Here is a 21,918-nt window from a genome sequence, read left to right on the forward strand (position 1 = left end):
TCCGCGTCGCATGCCGTTCTGGACGCTCCGCGTCCTCCTGCCCCATATCCTGTTAGACTGCGCGCTTTTTCAGGAGCCATTCCATGGACCCGCGCAGTGAAGTGTTACTCCGTCAGGCCGAGCTGTTTCAGGGCTCGCTGTTGCTGGTCGGGCTGCCCGCCGATGACCTGCTCGGAAAACTGCCGGACGCGCGTGGATGGTGCTGGCATGCAGGTGACCAGGCCGCGCTGGATGCGCGGTTTGAAGGCCGTGTGGATTTCGGCGTTGAAGCGCCAGAGGCCGCCTTCGAAGCCGCCGTGCTGTTCCTGCCCAAAGCCCGCGATCTGACAGACTACCTGCTCAACGCCCTGGCCTCACGCCTGGCCGGGCGCGAGTTGTTTCTGGTCGGCGAGAAACGTGGCGGTATCGAAGCGGCTGCAAAGCAACTGAGCCCCTTCGGCCGCGCGCGCAAGCTCGACAGTGCCCGCCACTGCCAGCTCTGGCAGGTCACTGTCGAGAACGCACCACAAGCCGTTACGCTGGAAAGCCTCGCCAGGCCCTACCAGATCGACCTGCAGGACGGCCCGCTCACAGTCGTCAGCCTGCCCGGCGTTTTCAGCCATGGCCGACTTGATCGTGGTTCGGCGCTTTTGCTGGAAAACATCGACAAGCTGCCGAGCGGCAACCTGCTCGACTTCGGCTGTGGTGCCGGCGTACTCGGTGCAGCGGTCAAGCGTCGCTACCCGCACAACGACGTCATCATGCTGGACGTGGATGCGTTCGCAACCGCAAGTTCGCGCCTGACCCTGGCCGCCAACGGCCTGCAAGCCCAGGTGCTGACCGGTGACGGAATCGACGCAGCACCTATGGGGTTGAACACGATTCTCAGCAACCCGCCGTTTCATGTGGGGGTTCATACCGACTACATGGCAACAGAAAACCTGCTGAGAAAAGCCCGCCAACATCTTAAATCAGGTGGCGAACTGCGCCTTGTTGCAAATAATTTTCTGCGTTATCAGCCACTGATCGAAGAGCACGTCGGGCAGTGCGAAGTCAGGGCTCAGGGCAGCGGTTTTAAAATCTACAGCGCCAAACGCTCCTGAAATAAGCACTTGCCGAAACGTTTTTGCGGAGGCAGAATCCGCTCCGTCCTAGGGGAGTAGTCTCCCACGAGCGCCATGCTCGTCCGGCACGTATCAACATACTTGGTCCTCAGACCATGGTACGTGCGACCCGGAATCCGCTCAGACGGATCGGTGGTTTGACAAGACCTATGACACGAACACCTTACCCGGGGCGGGGAGGTCGTACGTGTCATAGCCGTGTCGACCCGCCCCTTAGGAAACCTGATGCTGGAATCATTCTTAATCCCCACCGCTGTGGTTGCGCTCGCCGAAATCGGTGACAAGACGCAATTGCTCGCACTCATTCTCGCCGCACGCTTTCGCAAACCCTGGCCGATCATTGCGGGCATTGTCGCCGCAACACTGGCCAACCATGCGGCAGCAGGCGCTGTAGGTGCATGGTTCAGCAGCTTCCTGTCAGACGCAGTGCTGCACTGGATTCTCGCCGCCAGTTTCACGGCCACCGCGCTGTGGACCCTGGTGCCGGACAAGATGGACGATGACGAAGCCAGCACGGCGCGCAAGTTCGGCCCGTTCATGACCACGCTGATTACGTTCTTCATCGCTGAAATCGGTGACAAGACGCAGATCGCCACGGTGATGCTGGCGGCGCAGTATTCCTATCTGTGGCTGGTCATTCTGGGCACCACGGTGGGCATGCTGCTGGCCAACGTGCCGGTGGTGCTGGCGGGCAATTTCGCCGCCGAGAAATTGCCTCTGACCCTGATTCGCCGCCTGGCTGCCTGTGCGTTTTTCGTGCTGGCATTGGTGGCGGTGTACAAGGCAATGCAGGTCAGCGGCTGGGTGTGATGCATTCCCGTAGCGTTGCGAGACACGCAACGCTACGGGTGTTTCAGCCGATCAGGATTTTGGGGCTGCCTGATAAAGTGGCATCACTTTGGGAATCGCGGCCTGCAACGAAGCAATGCGACTCTGCGATGCCGGGTGAGTGCTCATGAACTCTGGCTGCGAACCCTCGGAGTTCTGAGTCATTTTCTGCCACAGGGTAATCGCCGCATTCGGGTTATAACCCGCACGGGCGGCCAGCTCCAGGCCAATCAGGTCGGCTTCGTTTTCATTACTGCGGCTGTTGGGCAGCGTCAGGCTGTAGTTGACCACAGTGTCGGCCAGCGCCAGGCTGTCCTGCCCAAGCCCCAGAAAGGCACCCGCCCCCTGCTTGGCCATCGCCACACCATAAGCCTTGGACATCGCCTCACGCCCGTGCTCGCGCAAGGCATGGGCGATCTCGTGGCCCATGACCGCAGCGATTTCATCGTCGCTCAGTTTGAGGGTGTCGATCAGACCGGTGTAAACGAAGATCTTGCCGCCCGGACCACAGTTGGCGTTCAGTTCGTCACTTTTGATCAGATTTACTTCCCACTGCCATTGAGCCGAATCAGGACGCAGTTTCGGCGCCTGGGCGATCAGCCGATCAGCGATTGCGTGAACACGTTTGGCATTCGCGCTGGTGGTATCCAGCACACCTTTGCTGGTCGCTTCGCCGACGGTCTGCTGATAGGACTGGGCGTACATTTTGTTGACTTCATCGGTGGAGAGCATGCTGAACATGTACTGCTTGCGCTCCACACCAACCGAATCACCACTGGTGGTATTGACTGCCTGACACCCGCCGAGCAGCAACGCAGCGCTCAAGGCACAGAGGGCAAATGACTGACGCATGGTGAATCTCCTTGTTTGTGAAACGGCCATTGCGGGGGCAGACCTCTGCGCCAGATACCGGCCAACTGGCATCTTGGTCTTTGACAGAGGTGGATGGTTCCCGCAGGTATGTCCAGTTTGTATCAGATGCGCTTCAAGGCGGATATCGGATTTGTCTGATTCATCGGTCTTATCCCTGCCCGCCTAACTCAATGGCGTCAGACACTCAGGTGCATTGAGCTTTGGATCGTTGACCAGATTGGCCAGTGGTCGCTCTCGCAATGCGGTCTGTGGGGCTGCCAGCAAGGCTTGCAGGGTCGGCAGCGGCGTGTCGGCGGCCAGCCAGTCTTTCTGGCCCTTGGCATCCAGAATCAATGGCCGACGCTGGGTCGCGGCCGCCTGGGTGACCACCGCGACGCTCAGGTACGTATGCCCCTGCACCGGATAGGCTTCCCAGATGGCGGCGAAAAACAGCGCGGCGCCCTCCCCCGGCGTCAGCCAGAACGGACGCTTGCGCACCGTGCCGCGCCATTCGTAAAAGCCGTTGGCGGGGAGCAGACAGCGGCGATGGGTGAAGGCATCGCGAAACATCGGCTGCTCGGCCACGGTTTCGGCGCGGGCATGGGCGGGAGTTTTCGACAGATCGGTGAGCCAGGCCGGGGTCAAACCCCAGCGCGCACGCACCAGTTCGATACCGCCCTCGTTTTCGGCGGCACGCATGATCAACACCCAGTCGGCTGGCGAAATATTCCATTGCGCCTGCTGATCGGCGGGAAAACCGGGCAAGGCGGCAAAGGCAGGGGTCCAGCGAAACAGGGCGAAGCGTCCACACATGGGGGCTAATCAGACTCTATTGAAGGTGCTCAGCACACCAGTACATCGGGGAAGTCGTCCGGCTCATCGCCAGACAAGGGCGAAGCGCTATTGTACGCAGTGATCAGCTCGCGTGCCCGTTCGACCTGTGCATCGTCGACCTTGAGCGCCAGAAGCCCCAGCCCCGGCAGCTCGCCCATCGCACCGAGCAGGTCGCGACCGGCGAGATGCGCCTTGATGCCTTCGCTGGCGAGCATTGCCAGCAGCAACTCGGCCTCCATGAGGTTCTCGGGCTCGTAGATCTTTTGCATCACTCGTTCTCGCTGCGAACATCCAGGTTCCAGTCTTCGCCGTCGGTCTGCAGGTCGAAAATGATCGGGCGGCAACAGACCGGACAGTCTTCAATGTACTGTTGATCGCCACCGGACAGGTCCAGTACGGCCTCGACAGGCTCGCCGCAATAAGGGCAGTCGTAACTCTGTAATTCCTGCATCAAGGTCTCCGGGATCAGTTATGCGTATAATTGCCCCATTCTTCAGAAGGCTGTTTTAACAAGTACGTCTTCTTTTTACCCTATCCGATTCCAACAAGAGAGCATGATGGGCGAATTTGATGCCATCCGACCGTACAACGATGCAGAAGTCCCCGCCGTCTTGGCACGCCTGCTGAGCGACAAAGCCTTTCTCGCAATTCTGACCCGATTCCGTTTTCCCCGCCTGGCGGGCGCATTCGGCTGGCTGCTGCAGCCGACACTGGCGCGCAAGCTGCGTCGCGAGTTTGCCGGTATCGACTCGGTCGCCACGCTGCAGGACAAAGTCGAATATTACGTCGACCACACCATTGAGCGCGCCACGGACGGAGTCACCTACACCGGCGTCGAGCAGCTCAAGTCCGGTTGTGCCTATCTGTTTCTGGCCAACCACCGCGATATCGTCATGGACCCGGCGTTCGTCAACTATGCCGTGTACCACGCAGGCCTGCCAACTCCGCGCATTGCCATTGGCGACAACCTGCTGCAAAAGCCGTTTGTCAGCGACCTGATGCGCCTGAACAAGAGCTTCATAGTGCACCGCTCGATTATCGGGCGGCGCGAGAAAATGGCGGCTTACCAATTGCTGTCGGCGTATATCAACCACTCGATTACCAAGGATTGCCAGTCCATCTGGATCGCCCAGGCCGAAGGCCGCGCGAAGGATGGTGACGACCGCACCGAGTCGGCAATCCTCAAAATGTTCCACATGAGCCGCAAGGACGAGCCGTTTGGCGACGTGATTCGCTCTCTGAACCTGATCCCGGTTTCGATCAGCTATGAGTACGATCCGTGCGACAGCGCCAAGGCCCGCGAGCTGTACATTCGTGCAACTACCGGCTCATACACCAAGACGCCGGGCGAAGACGACGTGAGCATTGCATTGGGCATCACTGGCTATAAAGGTCGCGTGCATGTGAACTTCGCGCCGCCGATCACCGAGCACTTCGAGGACACCAAGCAACTGGCTATCGAAATGGACCGGCAGATTCTAGGCGGCTATCGTCTGTTCCCGGTGCATTACCTGGCGTACGCGCAATGGAGCGACGCCGACCCGAGCCTCGACGTACCGCCAGCGTCCGCAGTGTTTGCGGCCGACGAACTCGAACGCGCCAAAGATGAATGGGAAGGTCGCCTGGCAGGCGTGCCGACCGAGCATCGCCCTTACCTGATTCAGCAGTACGCGACACCGGTGCGCAATCAGTATCGGGTCAAGGCCGGGCTGGCGCTTTAAGAACTGCGAACGCCTATCGTGCCCATGCTCCACGTGGGTACGCCGTTCTGAACGCTCTGCGCCCGGTCTTGAGCGCGTCAGCGCGCCGTGACGCAGAGCGTCACCCAAAATGCATTGACTGAAACACCGTCTTCGCAAGCAAGCGAAGCGTCGCCCGGCTCGCTCCCACAGGGCTTGTTCTGATCCTGACGGTGTTCCAGAAACATCCTGCATGACAATTCGCTGCCACTGTCACCCAAGCGTAACGTGACACCCTCATTGTGTGGCTCCTCGAGAAACGGACTTCCCTCTTTTTGGAGCTTGTCATGCTGCACGCAAAAAATCAGGATCGCCTTTACCTCATCGCCCAGAGCGATGAACAGCAGGAGTTGATCGACGGTCTGGCCTTCAACGTTCAGGACCGCCATTGGCTGGTCTATTGCGCACTGGGCGGGCACGTTCATCATGACCTGCCGGATATGGATCAGGACACCGGTTTCAGTTTTCTGGATTTTTATCAGCAGGCAGCCTGAGCCTGACAACGACCTCACGGCCTATACCGAATAAAGCAAAAAGCCCGGGCCCCTCAACAAGGGCCGGGCTTTTTTTCGCTGCGTGGATTACTGCGCCAGGGTCGAACCGATGGTCGGGTCCTGGAAGACGCGGGTCAGTGCATCGCTCAACACATCACTCACCAGCTTGGTGTTGGTTTCCTGGTTCGGGGCCATGCCGAAACGCTGATCCAGCGATGCGGCGTAACGGCCACTGTAGCTGCGACCGTTATTGCGTACGTCAGCGCGGAACGTCGAGCTGATGGTGGCTTCAGTCACGTACAGACCTTCTTTGGGCGACTGGTACTTCAAGTCTGCCAGGGTCACGGTCAACTGCGGAGCGTTGCCACCCTGAGTCGGCGTAAAGCCCAACAGGCGTACTGCCGCCTCGGCCTGAGCCTGGAGCTTGGGAACGATATCCGCCCCGTTCACGCTGATGGCGCTGGTTTCCGGGTACATGCCGCCACGCGTGCCCAGCGTCGGCCCAGGACGGCCGTCGACTACGCGCACCACCACAGGCTGACCACGCCCTACGGCCGCAAGCTGCGCGTTGAGCTTGGGAGTGGGGCTGAGTTGTTGCGGACTGTGGGCACAGCCCACCAGGGTCAAACTGCTTACAGCAAGCAAACCGAACAAAATGCGACGCAGCATGCTCATTTCTCCATGGGCCAGACACTGAATGTGCCGCAGTATAGCGGCCAGCAACAGCCGCTAACCAGAGGGCGCTGACCGTTAAGCCTCGGACATTCGGCACGTCTCGGGGTTCAGGCAGCAGCTTAGGCAATGATTCGTGCAGCGCAATGTAATCAGGGCGTCACATGCAGTTGGCAGACTCGCCCTCATCGCACAGACGCTCATCCACGTCACAGGAGCTGCGCCATGAATCTGTTCCGGTCTCTGTTCACCGCACGCCACCAGCATCGTCATTACGCACGCATTGATCAGGCAGGCATCTGCTGCGCGTTCAAGCATTGTGCGCAACGCCCGTCTGGCGTCGAATGGGTGGAAGTGACCGAGCAACGACTTGCCTGGCTGAACCAGCCACTGCCCGCCAGCGCCCGGGTGACACAGCACAGCGCACGTTCAACGCGCGGCCAGTTGCTCACCGCCTGACCCGATAGAGAATAAAAGTCATTTAAAGCGATCAATTCCTGCCATTTCATCGCTATAATCTCCCCCCGATTATAAGGACGTCTCCTGATCGGGCCTCGCAGCATTGCTAATCACCGTATTAGCGCCTTCGTACTGCCCACAGAGAGCCGCCCACACAGGTCATGTGCGCACGAGTGTGCTCGATGAAAGGTGAAGAATGCTCGAATCGTATCGAACCTTTCTCGCCCGCCAGCGCCTCACTCTTGGTGCCCCTGACCTGCCAGCGCTGTCATCGCAGCCATTTTGAGGTTTGGTTCACGTTCCCAAAAGGACGTGAAAAACGGGTTTCACTACTTCACAAGAGTGTGGCGAGCAAATGAATAGGTACGCGTTTGTAAATGCACCATCAGCCTCTGAACCGGCTCTCTTGAACAGGACTGACCGCGACTGCGCCTCCATCACCGGAGCCTGACGCCATCGACAGGAGCCCATCGGGCGATGGGTTCCCTGACGATGGTCGAATGGCCTTGCGGGCCTGGAAATGCGTTCATGAAACATTGATGAACCATGATCGGGCCTGACCGGGACCTGCGCTTTAGATGCGGAAAATTGCGAAGAATCGGTCAGGCGATCCTGGCCAGGAAAGCGAGGGCACCCTTTTGATCCAGACCCCGAACACCTGGCAACCAGCCTCAGGATCGTATGCCGTCAATTTGGTGCTGCAGATTTTGGAGACGCGTTAATGGCGCATAACGAAGCAGTCGACGTAGTACTGGTCGGAGCGGGCATCATGAGTGCCACTCTGGCGGTATTGCTCAAGGAGCTCGACCCCGGCCTCAAGCTGGAAGTCGTTGAGCTGATGGACTCCGGTGCTGCGGAAAGTTCCAACCCATGGAACAACGCCGGCACCGGCCACGCTGGTCTGTGCGAGCTGAACTACACGCCACCTGCGGCTGATGGCTCTATCGACATCAAGAAAGCGGTGCACATCAACACCCAGTTCGAAGTCTCGAAACAGTTCTGGGCTTACCTGGCGCGCAAGGGCACCTTCGGTTCAGCCCGTTCATTCATCAATCCGGTCCCACACCTGAGCTTTGTGCAAGGCGAAAACGGCATCTCGTTCCTCAAGACCCGTTTTGAAGCCATGAGCAAGCATCACGCCTTCTCGTCGATGGAATACACCGAAGACAAGGCAAAGCTGGCCGAGTGGATGCCGCTGATGATGCCTGGGCGGCCGGCTGATGAAAGAATTGCCGCAACACGCATGATGAACGGCACTGACGTCAACTTTGGCGCACTGACCAATCAACTGCTCAGCCATCTGTCCAGCGCTCCGGGCACGCAGATCAAGTACCGCAGCCGGGTCACCAACCTGACCCGCAACGGCGCAGGCTGGACCGTGAGCGTCAAGGACGTGAATGGCGGCGGCACACGCGAGATAGATGCCAAATTCGTATTCCTCGGTGCAGGTGGCGCAGCGTTGCCGCTGCTGCAACTGTCGGGCATCGAAGAGAGCAAGGGTTTTGGTGGCTTCCCGGTCAGCGGCCAATGGCTGCGTTGCGACAACCCGGAAGTGGTCAAACACCATCAGGCCAAGGTTTACAGCCAGGCAGCCGTGGGTTCGCCGCCCATGTCGGTGCCGCACCTGGACACCCGCGTGGTCGACGGCAAGAAGTCCCTGCTGTTCGGACCGTATGCCGGCTTCACCACCAAGTTCCTCAAGCACGGTTCGTTTCTCGACCTGCCGCTATCGGTACGCGTCGCCAACATCAAACCGATGCTGGCAGTGGCCCGCGACAACATGGACCTGACCAAGTACCTGGTCAGCGAAGTGATGCAATCGATGGAGCAACGCCTGGAGTCGCTGCGCCGCTTCTATCCGGAAGCGAAAGCCGAAGACTGGCGTCTCGAAATCGCCGGTCAGCGCGTGCAGATCATCAAGAAAGACGCGAAAAAAGGCGGCGTGCTGCAATTTGGTACCGAGCTGGTGTCCGCAAAGGACGGCTCACTGGCCGCCCTGCTGGGTGCTTCGCCGGGGGCTTCTGTCACCGTGTCGATCATGCTGGAACTGCTGGAGCGCTGCTTCCCGGAGAAAACCCGCACCGAGTGGGCTGCCAAACTCGACGAGATTTTCCCGGCTCGGGAAAAGATCCTCGAAACCGATGCGCAGTTGTATAACCGCGTCCGCGCCCAGAATGACGAGGCGCTGGAGTTGGTCGAGAAAAGCAGTCAGGAGCAGAGTTTCGCCTGAGCTGATTGCGTTGCCATGAAAGCCCTGTGCATCTGACACGCTGTATAAACAAAAAGCCCCGTGACTCTGCCGAGTCACGGNTTGCGAACGTCAGTCAGAGGCTTTTGGACAATACAGCGATGTGCTCCGGACCAATCCCGCAGCAGCCGCCGATGTGCGTGGCACCGCGCGTTACCCAGTCTGCCGCCCACTGCTGATAACCCTGCGGGTCAAGGTCTTCTCGCAGCTCATCCAGACCGTCGTTGGCCTTGGCGTCCTTGGGTTGCGGCGGGAAAGCGTTGGCGTAGGCACCAATGGCAATGTCGACGTTCAGGGCTTTGAACACCTCACGCGCCGCATCGATTGCACCACCAATCACCTCTGGCTGGCTGCAGTTGAACAGCAGCGTCGCAACGCCCATCCCGGCAGCAGCCTTTGCCGCATCGGCAACGGGCTCGCCTGAACGCAAACGCGGCACCTCATCGGTGTCTTCATCCTGAAGAGTAAACGACAACCAGAACGGTTTGCCGTCATTGGGCAACCCGGCGCGGATGGTTTGCGCTTCAAGAATGCAGCTTTGCGTCTCGGCCAGCCACAGATCGACGTACGGCGACAAACCGGCAACCAGTGGTTTCAGAACATCGGCGGCCAGTTCCGGCTTGTACAGGTCAGGGCGATAGGAGCCGAACAGCGGCGGAATGGAACCTGCCACCTTTGCACGACCGCCAGAAGCGTCGGCCGACTCACGCGCCAGTCGCCCGGCCAGCGCTGCCAATGCCTGACCTTCGCGGGCAAAGCGCTCTTCGCCAATATGAAATGGCACGACGGCATAGCTGTTACTGGTGATGACCTGAGCGCCGCTTTCGATGTACGCGGCGTGTACCGCACTGACGGCCTCAGGTGCCTCGCTCAATGCCAGAGCCGACCATTCAGGCTGGCGAAACGGGGCACCGCGGCGCTGCAGTTCACGGCCCATGCCGCCATCAAGAATTACAGTTGTGCCTTGCGTCATATGTGATCTGCTTATATGTATATGAAAAAAACTCATTATGAGTCAGTCTTGTATAACGTATTTAATACGGCCCTTTAATCAAACTACAAACACTTTTTTCAGGGGATTTCTGTGAACTATCGCGCTCTGCTGGGCATTGGCCTGGTCACTCTGGCTGCCTCCACTCAAGCCCTGGCCGGTGCCACGCTGGATCGCGTGCAGAAAAACAAAGAGCTGGTCAACGTCCTGATGGAAAGTTACCCGCCCTTCTCTTTCCTGAATGACAAGAACGAACTCGACGGTTTCGACGTGGATGTCGCCGAGGCCGTGGCGCAAAAGCTGGGCGTCAAGTTGCGCCTCGAAACGCCCTCCTGGGATGTCATCGCCGCAGGCCACTGGAGCGGCCGTTACGACATCTGCGTGTGCTCGATGACCCCGAGCAAGGCACGCGCTGAAGTCTTCAACTTCCCGGTCGAGTATTACGCATCGCCTGCGGTGATTGTGGTCAACGCCTCGGATGATCGCATTCATTCGGCCAAGGACCTGAGCGGCAAGAAAGTCGGCCTGACCAGCGCCTCGAGCTACGAAAGCTACCTGAACAAGAATCTGGTCATCGATGGTGCGGAAGACAAGCCACTGCAGTACCCGTTCGACGATGTGCAGATTGCCCCGTACGACAACGACAATGTGGCGTTTCAAGACCTGGGGCTGGGCGCTGGCAAGCGGCTGGACGCCATACTGACCAATCTGGTGACGGCAAAACCGCGTCTGGACCAGGACAAGCGCTTCAAGCTGGCGGGCGAAACGCTGTACGAAGAACCCAACTCCGTGGCCATCGAAAAGGACGACCCGGAATGGGACGCCAAGGTTCGCGAAGTGTTCGCCGAACTCAAGAAAGACGGCACGCTGAGCAAGCTGTCGCAAAAGTGGATCGGTGCTGATATCAGCAAATGACTTCTTTCCAGCCCCAGCGCCCACCCGAGCAGGCTGATCAAGGCCTGCTCAAGCGAGTTTTCGGTTTCCGTACGCGGCTGTACCTGACCTGGCTGGTCATGTTCGCGCTGTTCGCCGGCTTCTTTCTGAGTTTCGATCTGAAGCTTGCGATCATCCTCGACAAACTGCCCAACCTGATCGGCCTGCACCTGGCTCCCAACGGCTTTCTTCAGGGCGCTGCACTGACGCTGTTTGTTTCGCTGTGTTCGATTGTGGTTTCAGTGCTGCTGGGTTTTGTCACCGCACTGGCGAGGCTGTCCAGCAGTGCAGTGGCGTTCGGCATCGCCAGCTTTTACGCCTCGTTCTTTCGCGGCACGCCGCTGCTGATCCAGATTCTGCTGATTTATCTCGGGCTGCCGCAACTGGGCATCGTGCCCGGCGCAATCGCGGCGGGGGTTATTGCGCTGTCGCTCAACTACGGGGCTTACCTGAGCGAGATTTTTCGCGCGGGAATCATCGGCGTCGCAGCCGGACAGCGAGAAGCCGCACTGGCCCTGGCGTTGCGCCCTGCGCAGATATTCTGGCGCGTCACCCTGCCCCAGGCCATGCGCACGATCATTCCGCCAACCACCAACCAGTTCATCTCCATGCTCAAGGACTCGTCACTGATTTCAGTGATGGGCGTCTGGGAGGTGATGTTTCTGGCTCAATCGTATGGCCGCTCCAGCTATCGATACATCGAAATGCTGACCACCGCAGCGGTGCTGTACTGGATCATGTCGATCGGCCTGGAGCTGTTGCAGTCCAGGCTGGAGCGGCATTACGGCAAGGCGTATCAGGCGCGTAAATAACGGCAGCTTTCGCCTTCACGCTCTGCGCCTAGCCCTGGTAACAAGAAGCATTGGCACGAGAGGTGTTCTCCCGCACGCCTCTCGTTCCTCACGCTCCGCGTGGGAATGCAGTTCCGGACGCTCTGCGTCCAGCCCTGGCAATGCGGTGCAGTGGCACGATAGTATTCTCCCGCGCGCCTCTCGTTCCTCACGCTCCGCGTGGGAATGCAGTTCCGGACGCTCTGCGTCCAGCCCTGGCAATGCGGTGCAGTGGCACGATAGTATTCTCCCGCGCGCCTCTCGTTCCTCACGCTCCGCGTGGGAATGCAGTTCCGGACGCTCTGCGTCCAGCCCTGGCAATGCGGTGCAGTGGCACGATAGTGTTCTCCCGCGCGCCTCTCGTTCCTCACGCTCCGCGTGGGAATGCAGTTCCGGACGCTCTGCGTCCAGCTCTGGCAATGCGGTGCATCGGCAAGATAATTACGTACGGGCTTTCTCGATCAGTTCGATGTACTCATCAGCGTTACGCTGATCCTTGATCAGAGCGATGAAATCGTTACCGTGCTCGTCCTTGCCATCGAAGTCGTGGCCCGCTTCCCTGAAGAACACCAGAAAGCGTTCAAAATCGTTGATGCGCAGCCCACGGTAGGCCTTGATCAGTTTGTGCAGCGACGGCGAGGTAGCATCATACGGCTCGAAGTCGAGGAACAGTTTGATCTGCTCATCGCCGATCTCGTCGCCAATCAACTGCTTCTTATCTTTACGCATTACAGGCTCCAGCAGGTCGCAGACACTTTCACGGGCGGGCAGTTTACCCCTCGGCAAGCACGGCGCTCAACGCGCACGTGCAGAGGTGGTATGCAAATCGGCCCAGATATGCCCGTTGGCATAACTGAGGAACTGGCAATAAACCTTCTCGTTGCGCAGCAAGTCGACCAGCACGCGGTACTGCGCCAGTGGGTAATAAAGCGTCAGGGTGCTGGTTGGCTCGTCGTAGGTCGGCTTTTTCAGGCTTTTACTGTCGCCACCATCAAAGTGCACAAGCACCTGTGAAATGGACGCGCCCTTGTTCAGCGACTTGCCTTTGAGGCGCAACGACAGCGGGGAAGTGACCGGAATCGGCTGCTGGCTGGATTGCCGCTGGTTACCGGCAACGATGGTGTACTCGGTGACACGCATCAACTGTTGCTGCTCGGGCGCCCCCTCACGCAGGCTCAGGTCATCAGGCGGCAGATATTGCTCGTGCATCGGGCTGGCCGATACCGGCGCAACAGGTGCAGCAACTGTCAGACCAGACAACAGCACCAACGCCACAGCGCCGGGAATCAGTAGCTTCATTGAGGGTTTCCATATAATTGCGAATCGACGACCGCCCCTGTTCGCAGAAGCGGTCGTCAGAATGCCTTACATCCCTTTGACGGCATAGATGCCGGCAGCATTACGCCAGTAGCCTTTGTAGTCCATACCGAAACCGAAGATGTAACGGTCGATGCATGGCAGGCCTACGTAGTCGGCTTTCAGGTCCGGGCGGGCCTTGCGGTCGTGGTCTTTATCGATCAGCACGGCAGTGTGCACAGCGCGGGCACCGGCGTGTTTGCAGAAGTCGATGATGGCGCCCAGGGTGTGACCTTCATCGAGGATGTCGTCGATGATCAGCACGTCACGGTCGATGAACGAGACTTCGGGTTTGGCTTTCCAGAACAGATCGCCGCCAGTGGTTTCGTTGCGATAGCGTGTTGCGTGCAGGTAGGACGCTTCCAGCGGGAAATTCAGATGAGTCAGCAGCTTGCCAGAGAAAATCAGGCCGCCATTCATCACGCAGAACACCACCGGGTTGCGTTCGGCCAGTTCGGCATTGATCTGCGCGCCGACGCGGGCAATGGCAGCATCCACTTCGGCCTCGGTGTACAGGCAGTCGGCTTCGCGCATGATTTGACGGATATGCTCGAGATCAGCGGACATGACGCTCTCCAGGTAAGGCAGTTTGAGAAAAGCGGGCAAAGGTACGCATCCGTTCAAGCCAGAGCAAGTGATTCTGGACTAACGTTGCGAGTGTCTTCTAAAAGCTCCGAACGTCGAAGCGTAAAGACGATACTGCACGCGCTTTAGGTTTTTGTACGAAAAGTCGGCGAGCGAAGGTCAGGCAAGGCAAAAACAGGCGAGGAACGGCCGGGGTCGCGCTCGACTCTACGTGTTGTAAATGAGCATTCCGAGCCTGTTTTTAACGCAGCATCACCGAGCGCAGCCACTTTACGTACAGAGCCTAAGACAGTAACAGCTGAATAGATTAACCTAGACCGATTTTTGCCCCGCTGGAGCCTTTCCCCATGCCTATTCGTGAGATCCGTCACCCACTGATCCGCCACAAACTCGGCCTTATGCGCCGCGCCGACATCAGCACCAAGAATTTTCGTGAGCTGGCTCAGGAAGTCGGCGCACTGCTGACCTACGAAGCCACCGCCGACCTGACCCTGGAAAACTACGACATTCAGGGCTGGGCCGGTACGGTTTCCGTCGAGAAAATCGCGGGCAAGAAAATCACTGTCGTGCCGATCCTGCGCGCCGGTATCGGCATGCTCGACGGTGTCCTCAGCCTGATTCCGGGTGCCAAGGTCAGCGCGGTCGGCGTGGCCCGCAACGAAGAAACCCTGCAGGCACACACTTACCTAGAAAAACTGGTCCCGGAAATCGACGAGCGCCTGGCAATGATCATCGACCCGATGCTGGCCACCGGCAGCTCGATGGTCGCCACCATTGACCTGCTGAAGAAGGCTGGCTGCAAGGAAATCCGCGCGATGGTTCTGGTCGCGGCACCTGAAGGCATCGCGGCCGTAGAGAAGGCACACCCGGACGTGATGATCTACACCGCCTCCATCGACGAGCGTCTGAACGAACACGGTTACATCATTCCGGGCCTGGGCGATGCCGGTGACAAGATTTTCGGCACCAAACAGAAGGACGCGTAACCCGATGACGCAGCAGGAGTTCAACGATCCACTGTGGCGCACGATTCTTTCCGGCGCGCAAATGCTGTTCGTGGCCTTTGGCGCACTGGTATTGATGCCGCTGATCACCGGGCTCGATCCAAACGTGGCGCTGTTCACGGCAGGTCTTGGCACATTGCTGTTCCAGATTGTCACCGGGCGTCAGGTGCCAGTGTTTCTGGCCTCGAGCTTTGCGTTTATCACCCCGATCATCCTCGCCAAGGGCCAGTTCGGTCTGGCCGCGACCATGGGTGGCGTGATGGCGGCAGGCTTCGTCTATACCTTTCTCGGTCTGGCGGTGAAGATCAAGGGCACCGGTTTCATCGACCGGCTGCTGCCTCCGGTGGTGATTGGGCCGGTGATTATTTCCATCGGTCTGGCCATGGCCCCGATTGCGGCCAACATGGCGATGGGCAAGACCGGCGACGGCGTAGTGCTGATTCCTTATCAGACCGCCATGCTGATTTCGATGCCAGCGTTGCTGACCACATTGATCGTGGCGGTGTTCGGCAAAGGGATTTTCCGTCTGGTGCCAATTATCTCAGGTGTGCTGGTGGGCTTTGCGCTGTCGTTCTACTTTGGCGTGGTCGACACGAAAAAGATTGCTGACGCGGCCTGGCTGGCACTGCCGCACTTCACCGCACCGGAATTCAACTGGCAGGCGATTCTGTTCATCGTCCCGGTTGCTCTGGCCCCGGCCATCGAGCACATCGGCGGCGTGATCGCAGTCGGCAGTGTGACCGGGCGCGATTACCTGAAAAAGCCGGGCCTGCATCGCACGCTGTTCGGTGATGGCATCGCCACGACGGCCGCAGGCCTGTTTGGCGGCCCGCCCAACACCACTTACGCAGAAGTGACCGGCGCAGTGATGCTGACCAAGAACTACAACCCGCAGATCATGATCTGGGCGTCGTTCTTCGCCATAACACTGGCATTCATCGGCAAGTTCGGTGCGTTGCTGCAGAGTATTCCGGTGCCGGTAATGGGCGGGATTCTGTGCCTGCTGTTCGGTTCGATTGCAGCGGTGGGGATGAACACGCTGATCCGCCACAAGATCGACCTGGCCGAAGCCCGTAACCTGGTCATCGTCTCGGTGACGCTGGTATTCGGAATCGGCGGCGTACTGATCGGCACCGGCAACGGCCCGAACGACTTTGGCCTGAAGGGCATCGCCCTGTGCGCCATCACCGCGATCATCCTCAACCTGGTCCTGCCGGGGCATGACACCTGGAAGCGCAACAAGCCGGATGATCAGTTGCTGTAATGGCTGGAGCGTGAGGCACGATAGTTTGACTATCGTGCGACGCTCCGTGTCGGCATGCCGTTATGGACGCTTCGCGTCCGATTTTGAAGCTGTGGCGCTGCACAGATCTGTGGCGCAGAGCGTCACCCAAGGCATTCCCACGCGGGAGCGTGAGGAACGATAGTTCTGCGACTATTGCGTGCGGCGCATCACAGCATCAACGGCGCTCGCTCGCAAAGCCTGTTCAGCTCTTTCGCCCAGTTGGGGTCGTCGTTCAGGCACGGCACCAGCACCAGCTCCTCTCCCCCCGCTTCCTTGAACTGCTCGGCACCACGGTCGCCGATCTCTTCCAGGGTCTCGATGCAGTCAGCCACGAATGCCGGGCACATGACCAGCAGCCTTTTCACGCCCTGTGCAGCCAGTTCGTCGAGACGCGCCTCGGTGTAGGGTTCGATCCACTTGGCACGCCCCAGACGTGACTGAAACGACACAGACCATTTGCCGTCAGGAATGCCCATGCGCTTGGCGAACGCCGCCGCCGATTGTATGCACTGGGCGCGGTAGCAGGTGGCAAGCACTTCGGCCGGCGCGGTCATGCAGCAATCGTCCTTGAGGCAGTGTTTGCCGGTCGGGTCGAGTTTGTGCAAATGCCGCTCGGGCAAACCATGGAAACTCAGCAACAAGTGGTCGTAAGGTTGTTCCAGATGCGGCCGCACGCTTTCCACCAGCGCACTCAGGTATTCGGGCTGATCGTAGAACGGCTGCAAAACCGAGAACTGCATCTTCAACGATTTGGCGCGCACCACGCGCTTGGCCTCTTCGATCACCGTCGTCACGGTACTGTCGGCAAACTGTGGATAGAGCGGCGCCAGGGTGACTTTCTTGAAGCCCTGCTCTGAAAGGCGCGTCAGCATCGTTTCGATAGACGGCTCGCCATAGCGCATCGCCAGCTCGACCGGCCCGTGCGACCACTCTTTTTTCATCGCCTGCTGCAGGCGCTTGCTCAGCACCACCAGCGGCGAACCTTCATCCCACCAGATGGACGCATAGGCATGCGCGGACTGCTCTGGCCGCTTGATCAGAATCAGCGAGACCAGCAGCCTGCGGACGGGCCACGGCAGGTCGATCACATAGGGATCCATCAGGAACTGGTTCAGATAGCTGCGCACGTCTGCCACTTGAGTAGAAGCAGGCGAACCCAGATTGACCAGCAACAAAGCGTGATCGGTCATGCAACATCCTATTTCAAAGCGTTCAGTGGCGACCCAGCAAATCCTGCAGGGCAGTGTCGAGTTCGGTGTACTTAAATGTGAAACCGGCTTCCTGCAAACGCTCCGGCCGGGCACGCTGGCCACCGAGCAGCAGTACCGAAAGCTCACCCAGCAATACTTTCAGGGCCAGCGCAGGCATGGGCATGAATGCCGGTCTATGCAGAATGCCTGCCAATACCTTGGCAAACTGACGATTGCGCACCGGTGATGGCGCACAAACATTATAAGGACCCTTTGCTTCATTCATATTCAACAGAAAATCAATCGCCGCAATTTGATCGTCAATGTGAACCCAGGGCATCCATTGCCTGCCATTACCGATAGGCCCGCCCATGCCGAACTTGAAGGGCGGCAACAAGCGCTGCAGGAACCCGGCGCGGTCCGACAGCACCAGTCCGGTACGGATCAGCACCACACGTACACCCAGCGACTCGGCACGTTGCGCGGTTTCTTCCCAGGCGTTGCACAACTGACTGGCAAAATCTTCTTTGGCAGGCAGTGAAGTTTCATCGATTTCACGCTCGCCGCTGTCGCCGTACCAGCCGACCGCAGAACCGGAAATCATCAGCGCAGGCTTTTGCGAGCGGGTACCCAGCCAGGTCAGCAGTTGTTCGGTCAGCCCGATGCGGCTTTCCCACAGCAGCAGGCGACGCTTGCGGGTCCAGGGGCGATCCGCAATAGGCGCGCCCGCCAGATTGACGATTGCATCCACCGGCTGCGCACCCAATTCATCAAGGCTGGCAATGCCACGCACCGACGCGCCGCACAGGTTGGCGACATCGGTGGGTTTTCGGCTCCATACCGTCAGTTCATGGCCCTGAGCAGACCAGAAACGGCAGAGCGCTCGTCCTATCAAACCAGTACCACCGGTCAGCAATATGTGCATGGCAGATAACCTCGCGTGGCGTACGTGACAATTGAGTAGTCTTATTTTTACCAGTGGCGATCTCCGTGACGCTTGTCCGGAAAACGAAACTGTCAGTTGAACCATAGGCCACAGCTTAATAGAGCGCAGCCATGAGGCCCTTGCCTTTATGGCTGCCACGTTCGACCCTGAAAGCAGCAATGTGACTCAACAGGCAAACTCCGAAACCACTGCAAGTTATACCAAAGAAGAAGATTGTACAGGTTTTAACTACGGCGTAGTCTGTACAGACAAGGTAACGAGGCCCCTATGACTGTCCCTATCGCAATCATCGGTACCGGTATCGCCGGACTTTCAGCAGCCCAGGCGCTTACATCCGCCGGGCATCAGGTGCACCTTTTCGACAAAAGCCGCGGCAGCGGCGGTCGAATGTCCAGCAAGCGCAGCGACGCAGGTTCGCTGGACATGGGCGCACAATATTTCACCGCTCGTGACCGACGTTTCGCCACCGCCGTGAAGCAATGGCAGGCCCAAGGCCACGTCGCCGAGTGGACACCCTTGCTCTACAACTTTCACGGCGGCAGGCTCAGCCCATCGCCGGACGAGCAAGTGCGCTGGGTCGGCATGCCTGGCATGAGCGCCATTACCCGGGCGATGCGCGGCGATCTGCCGGTTTCGTTCTCGTGCCGCATCACTGAAGTGTTCCGCGGGGAGCAGCACTGGAACCTGCTGGATGCCGAAGGCGAGAACCATGGCCCTTTCAGTCACGTGATCATCGCCACCCCGGCCCCTCAGGCCACTGCCCTGCTGGCCGCCGCACCGAAGCTGGCAAGTGTGGCGGCAGGCGTCAAGATGGATCCGACCTGGGCAGTTGCCCTGGCCTTCGAAACCCCATTGCAAACTCCCATGCAGGGTTGCTTCGTACAGGACAGCCCAATTGACTGGCTGGCCCGCAACCGCAGCAAACCCGAGCGCGACGACACGCTTGATAGCTGGGTCCTGCACGCTACCAGCCAGTGGAGCCGACAGAACCTGGACGCCTCCAGAGAACAGGTGATCGAACACTTGCACGGCGCGTTTGCGGAATTGATCGACTGCGCCATGCCCGCGCCGGCGTTCAGCCTTGCGCATCGCTGGCTGTATGCACGACCTGCCACCTCTCATGAATGGGGCGCGCTATCGGATGCCGACCTGGGCATTTATGTCTGTGGCGACTGGTGCCTGTCAGGGCGCGTCGAAGGCGCCTGGCTGAGTGGCCAGGAAGCAGCGCGCCGACTGCTGGAACACCTGCAATGAATCAGATCAACCCCCGCAAACTGCTGCTGTCGAAATGGACAGCAGCCACCCCGCTCAACCGGGAAAAACACTTTCTGGTGACAGAGCTGTTCAAGGACGAAGAAGGCACCGTGCTGGAAATCGAGCTGCAGGCCGTGCTGACCCAGCGCAGCGAGCGCCTGCCGTGGCAGGTGCTGCAGCAGGCGGATACGTGGCGGATGGGCTGGAAGTAGCTGGCTTGCCCGGATTCAGATGATTATCGTGCCGATGCTCCGCGCCGGCATGCAGTTCGCGGTGCTCTGCATCACGGGATGCGTGCGAACGCAGCTTTGGCTCTGGCCATTTCGGAGCAGTCTTCAAAACCCTCTACAAAGAATTTGACTTGTACACCTATCCCCCTATGATGAAGACAAGTTGTACAGCGCTAAATATCTGTACAAGCCTTCTGTAGAGGTGACCGATGCCAATGTCCGCAATCGAAAAACCCAAGCTAGGCATCAGTGCCTGCCTGATGGGTGCCGAGGTTCGCTTCAATGGCGGCCACAAGGAATCTCATCTGTGCACGCGGGCGCTGAGCAAGTATTTCGATTTCGTCCAGGCGTGCCCCGAAGTCGCTATCGGCATGGGTATCCCCCGCGAGCCGATCAGGCTGGTAGGCGACGCAGAAAATCCAAAGGCGCTCGGCACAGTCAATCGTGACCTGGACGTTACCGAGGCGCTCGCCAATTACGGCTTACAGATGGCCGATGAGCTGGGTGATATCTGTGGTTACATTTTCATGCAGAAATCCCCGTCCTGCGGCCTGGAGCGAGTCAAGGTCTACCGCGAAAACGGCGCCCCGGTAGACGGCGGCGGTCGTGGTATCTACGCGCAGGCCTTTTGCGAGCGCCACCCCAACCTTCCGGTCGAGGAAGACGGGCGTCTGAATGATGCCGTGCTGCGGGAAAATTTCGTGACCCGCGTGTTTGCCTATGCCGCCTGGCAACAATTATTGAAAGACGGCGTCACCCGACGCGCGCTGACCGAATTTCACTCGCGTTACAAATACCAGCTGATGGCCAACGACCCGGTGCAATACAAGGCACTGGGCAAAATGCTTGGCAGCATGGGCCGTACCGACCCGAACGAAATCGCGCCGCTGTATTTCAGCCAACTGATGGCTGCCTTGAAAAAGTGCGCCACGCGCAGTACTCACACCAACGTTCTGCAGCACCTGTGTGGTTATTTGAAACAAACCATTACCAGTGAGGACAAGCAGGAAATCCAGCAGGTCATCGCCCAGTATCACCAGGGCATCATCCCCTTGATCGTGCCGCTGACCCTGCTCAAGCATCATTTTCGCCAACATCCGGATCCGTATGTAGCGCTGCAGGTGTACATGCAGCCCCACCCGGAAAACCTCAGCCTGCGCAATGCGATTTGACTCATGAATGAAACAGACACAGAGGTGCCGGGCGACTGGCTGCCTATCCGCGAGGTCGCACGGCAGACAGGCGTCAACGCCGTTACCTTGCGCGCCTGGGAACGCCGTTACGGACTGATCGTCCCGCACCGCACCGCCAAAGGGCACCGGCTTTATTCGGACGAGCATGTGCAGCGCGTCATGAAGATTCTGACCTGGCTCAACCGTGGCGTTTCCGTGAGCCAGGTCAAAGGCCTGATCGATGACAACCGCCAGGACGCCCTGCCGCCGACCAACGACTGGGACGCCTTGCGTCAGACACTGCTGGTGGCGATCGGCGAACTGGCTGAACGCCGGGTCGATGACGTGTTCAATCAGGCCATGTCGCTGTACCCGCCGCGCACGTTGTGTGAACAGCTGCTGCTGCCGCTGCTGGCCGAACTGGAGCAGCGCTGGCAAGGCAAGTTCGGCGCACAACTGGAGCGCACGTTTTTCTACTCCTGGCTGCGCAGCAAGTTTGGCGCACGGATCTACCACAACAACCGCCAGCTCAATGGCAGCCCGCTGCTGCTGGTCAATCAGTCCGATCTGCCGCTGGAACCACACCTGTGGCTCGCGGCTTGGCTGGCGAGCAGTGCCGACTGCCCGGTCGAGGTGTTCGACTGGCCCTTGCCGGTCGGTGAGCTGGCGCTGGCCGCGGAATACCTTAAGCCACGTGGCATATTGCTGTACTCCAGCAAAGCCCTGAATGTGGCCCAACTGCCCCGTTTACTGGCCAATATCACCTGCCCTGTGGTGCTGAGCGGACCAACGGTGCAGATCCATAACGCCGAGCTGCTCGTACAGGCTAGCGAGATAGCTGGACTGACCCTTGCCCACGACGCACTCAGCGCGCAGATCGAGCTGGGCAAGCTCGGACTTATCTAAGGACTTC

Annotated in this window: 25 protein-coding genes and 1 riboswitch; of the genes, 14 read left to right on the forward strand and 11 right to left on the reverse strand. The window is 59.1% G+C overall.

The window, feature by feature from the left end; all coding sequences use genetic code 11:
* Window positions 1-83: 83 nt before the first annotated feature.
* Complete coding sequence (locus AO068_RS07065; RefSeq protein WP_002552185.1) at window positions 84-1,082, forward strand: class I SAM-dependent methyltransferase; 999 nt, start codon at window positions 84-86, stop codon at window positions 1,080-1,082.
* Between the two features lie 38 nt (window positions 1,083-1,120).
* Window positions 1,121-1,259, forward strand: a riboswitch (yybP-ykoY riboswitch).
* A gap of 69 nt (window positions 1,260-1,328) precedes the next feature.
* Window positions 1,329-1,913, forward strand: a complete 585-nt coding sequence (locus tag AO068_RS07070) for a TMEM165/GDT1 family protein (protein WP_002552184.1) — start codon at window positions 1,329-1,331, stop codon at window positions 1,911-1,913.
* A 51-nt stretch (window positions 1,914-1,964) separates the two neighbouring features.
* On the opposite strand, the gene AO068_RS07075 is transcribed toward AO068_RS07070, so the two are convergent.
* The 4 genes from AO068_RS07075 to AO068_RS07090 form a co-directional block, all read right to left on the reverse strand.
* Complete coding sequence (locus AO068_RS07075) at window positions 1,965-2,783, reverse strand: M48 family metallopeptidase (RefSeq protein ID WP_058407977.1); 819 nt, start codon at window positions 2,781-2,783, stop codon at window positions 1,965-1,967.
* Window positions 2,784-2,966: 183 nt separating this feature from the next.
* Entirely contained in the window at window positions 2,967-3,596 is a 630-nt protein-coding gene (locus AO068_RS07080; protein WP_058402420.1) for an SOS response-associated peptidase, read from the reverse strand.
* A 29-nt stretch (window positions 3,597-3,625) separates the two neighbouring features.
* Window positions 3,626-3,886 (reverse strand): putative signal transducing protein, encoded by a 261-nt coding sequence (locus AO068_RS07085; protein ID WP_057421880.1) that lies wholly within the window; start codon window positions 3,884-3,886, stop codon window positions 3,626-3,628.
* Window positions 3,886-4,068, reverse strand: coding sequence for a CPXCG motif-containing cysteine-rich protein (locus tag AO068_RS07090; protein ID WP_002552181.1), 183 nt, complete (start codon window positions 4,066-4,068; stop codon window positions 3,886-3,888). Before AO068_RS07090 ends, AO068_RS07085 begins: the two co-directional genes overlap by 1 nt.
* A gap of 106 nt (window positions 4,069-4,174) precedes the next feature.
* Here AO068_RS07090 and AO068_RS07095 point away from each other — a divergent pair, with 106 nt between their 5' ends.
* Both AO068_RS07095 and AO068_RS07100 read left to right on the forward strand, forming a co-directional pair.
* Window positions 4,175-5,338 carry a 1-acyl-sn-glycerol-3-phosphate acyltransferase gene (locus AO068_RS07095; protein WP_010192881.1) on the forward strand — a complete coding sequence of 388 codons (1,164 nt, stop codon included), beginning with the start codon at window positions 4,175-4,177 and terminating at the stop codon, window positions 5,336-5,338.
* A 305-nt stretch (window positions 5,339-5,643) separates the two neighbouring features.
* Window positions 5,644-5,850: a hypothetical protein gene (locus tag AO068_RS07100; protein WP_057413506.1), complete on the forward strand. Its 207-nt coding sequence runs from the start codon at window positions 5,644-5,646 to the stop codon at window positions 5,848-5,850.
* An 87-nt stretch (window positions 5,851-5,937) separates the two neighbouring features.
* On the opposite strand, the gene AO068_RS07105 is transcribed toward AO068_RS07100, so the two are convergent.
* Window positions 5,938-6,519: a YajG family lipoprotein gene (locus tag AO068_RS07105; protein ID WP_002552178.1), complete on the reverse strand. Its 582-nt coding sequence runs from the start codon at window positions 6,517-6,519 to the stop codon at window positions 5,938-5,940.
* Between the two features lie 228 nt (window positions 6,520-6,747).
* Between AO068_RS07105 and AO068_RS07110 the strand changes: the two genes are divergently transcribed.
* On the forward strand, window positions 6,748-6,981 hold the full coding sequence (locus AO068_RS07110) for a hypothetical protein (protein ID WP_058402418.1): 234 nt from the start codon (window positions 6,748-6,750) through the stop codon (window positions 6,979-6,981).
* A gap of 721 nt (window positions 6,982-7,702) precedes the next feature.
* Window positions 7,703-9,211, forward strand: a complete 1,509-nt coding sequence (gene mqo, locus AO068_RS07115; RefSeq protein ID WP_058407978.1) for a malate dehydrogenase (quinone) — start codon at window positions 7,703-7,705, stop codon at window positions 9,209-9,211.
* Window positions 9,212-9,305: 94 nt separating this feature from the next.
* Here mqo and AO068_RS07120 read toward each other — a convergent pair whose 3' ends face one another.
* Entirely contained in the window at window positions 9,306-10,202 is an 897-nt protein-coding gene (locus tag AO068_RS07120) for a homocysteine S-methyltransferase family protein (RefSeq protein WP_058402417.1), read from the reverse strand.
* Between the two features lie 111 nt (window positions 10,203-10,313).
* Here AO068_RS07120 and AO068_RS07125 point away from each other — a divergent pair, with 111 nt between their 5' ends.
* Complete coding sequence (locus AO068_RS07125; RefSeq protein ID WP_058407979.1) at window positions 10,314-11,135, forward strand: ABC transporter substrate-binding protein; 822 nt, start codon at window positions 10,314-10,316, stop codon at window positions 11,133-11,135.
* Entirely contained in the window at window positions 11,132-11,965 is an 834-nt protein-coding gene (locus AO068_RS07130; protein ID WP_058407980.1) for an amino acid ABC transporter permease, read from the forward strand. Before AO068_RS07125 ends, AO068_RS07130 begins: the two co-directional genes overlap by 4 nt.
* Before the next feature lie 459 nt (window positions 11,966-12,424).
* On the opposite strand, the gene AO068_RS07135 is transcribed toward AO068_RS07130, so the two are convergent.
* The 3 genes from AO068_RS07135 to AO068_RS07145 all read right to left on the reverse strand — a co-directional run bounded on the left by AO068_RS07135 (window position 12,425) and on the right by AO068_RS07145 (window position 13,906).
* The gene (locus AO068_RS07135; protein WP_058402386.1) at window positions 12,425-12,712 is read right to left on the reverse strand and encodes a PA4642 family protein; all 288 of its coding nucleotides are present in this window, start codon (window positions 12,710-12,712) and stop codon (window positions 12,425-12,427) included.
* A gap of 66 nt (window positions 12,713-12,778) precedes the next feature.
* Window positions 12,779-13,282: a hypothetical protein gene (locus AO068_RS07140; RefSeq protein ID WP_058407981.1), complete on the reverse strand. Its 504-nt coding sequence runs from the start codon at window positions 13,280-13,282 to the stop codon at window positions 12,779-12,781.
* Between the two features lie 66 nt (window positions 13,283-13,348).
* Complete coding sequence (locus AO068_RS07145) at window positions 13,349-13,906, reverse strand: hypoxanthine-guanine phosphoribosyltransferase (RefSeq protein ID WP_002552171.1); 558 nt, start codon at window positions 13,904-13,906, stop codon at window positions 13,349-13,351.
* Window positions 13,907-14,271: 365 nt separating this feature from the next.
* On the opposite strand from AO068_RS07145, the gene upp reads away from it, so the two are divergent.
* A complete protein-coding gene (upp, locus tag AO068_RS07150; protein WP_002552170.1) occupies window positions 14,272-14,910 on the forward strand; it encodes a uracil phosphoribosyltransferase in 639 nt (212 codons plus the stop codon).
* A gap of 4 nt (window positions 14,911-14,914) precedes the next feature.
* Window positions 14,915-16,192, forward strand: coding sequence for a uracil-xanthine permease family protein (locus AO068_RS07155; RefSeq protein WP_057456331.1), 1,278 nt, complete (start codon window positions 14,915-14,917; stop codon window positions 16,190-16,192).
* 188 nt (window positions 16,193-16,380) lie between these two features.
* Here the strand turns inward: AO068_RS07155 and hemH are convergent, their stop codons facing one another.
* Both hemH and AO068_RS07165 read right to left on the reverse strand, forming a co-directional pair.
* Entirely contained in the window at window positions 16,381-17,403 is a 1,023-nt protein-coding gene (hemH, locus tag AO068_RS07160; protein ID WP_058407982.1) for a ferrochelatase, read from the reverse strand.
* Window positions 17,404-17,425: 22 nt separating this feature from the next.
* Window positions 17,426-18,328: a TIGR01777 family oxidoreductase gene (locus AO068_RS07165; RefSeq protein ID WP_058407983.1), complete on the reverse strand. Its 903-nt coding sequence runs from the start codon at window positions 18,326-18,328 to the stop codon at window positions 17,426-17,428.
* Between the two features lie 288 nt (window positions 18,329-18,616).
* On the opposite strand from AO068_RS07165, the gene AO068_RS07170 reads away from it, so the two are divergent.
* The 4 genes from AO068_RS07170 (at window position 18,617) to AO068_RS07185 (ending at window position 21,911) form a co-directional block, all read left to right on the forward strand.
* Window positions 18,617-19,603, forward strand: a complete 987-nt coding sequence (locus AO068_RS07170) for an NAD(P)/FAD-dependent oxidoreductase (RefSeq protein ID WP_058407984.1) — start codon at window positions 18,617-18,619, stop codon at window positions 19,601-19,603.
* Window positions 19,600-19,815 (forward strand): TIGR02450 family Trp-rich protein, encoded by a 216-nt coding sequence (locus AO068_RS07175; protein WP_002552164.1) that lies wholly within the window; start codon window positions 19,600-19,602, stop codon window positions 19,813-19,815. The genes AO068_RS07170 and AO068_RS07175 overlap by 4 nt, the downstream gene beginning before the upstream one ends.
* Before the next feature lie 233 nt (window positions 19,816-20,048).
* Complete coding sequence (locus AO068_RS07180; RefSeq protein ID WP_058407985.1) at window positions 20,049-21,005, forward strand: YbgA family protein; 957 nt, start codon at window positions 20,049-20,051, stop codon at window positions 21,003-21,005.
* 3 nt (window positions 21,006-21,008) lie between these two features.
* Window positions 21,009-21,911, forward strand: coding sequence for a MerR family transcriptional regulator (locus AO068_RS07185; protein WP_058402380.1), 903 nt, complete (start codon window positions 21,009-21,011; stop codon window positions 21,909-21,911).
* Window positions 21,912-21,918: the final 7 nt, after the last annotated feature.

The sequence above is a fragment of the Pseudomonas sp. ICMP 3272 genome, assembly GCF_001466905.1.
Taxonomy (GTDB): Bacteria; Pseudomonadota; Gammaproteobacteria; order Pseudomonadales; family Pseudomonadaceae; genus Aquipseudomonas; species Aquipseudomonas amygdali.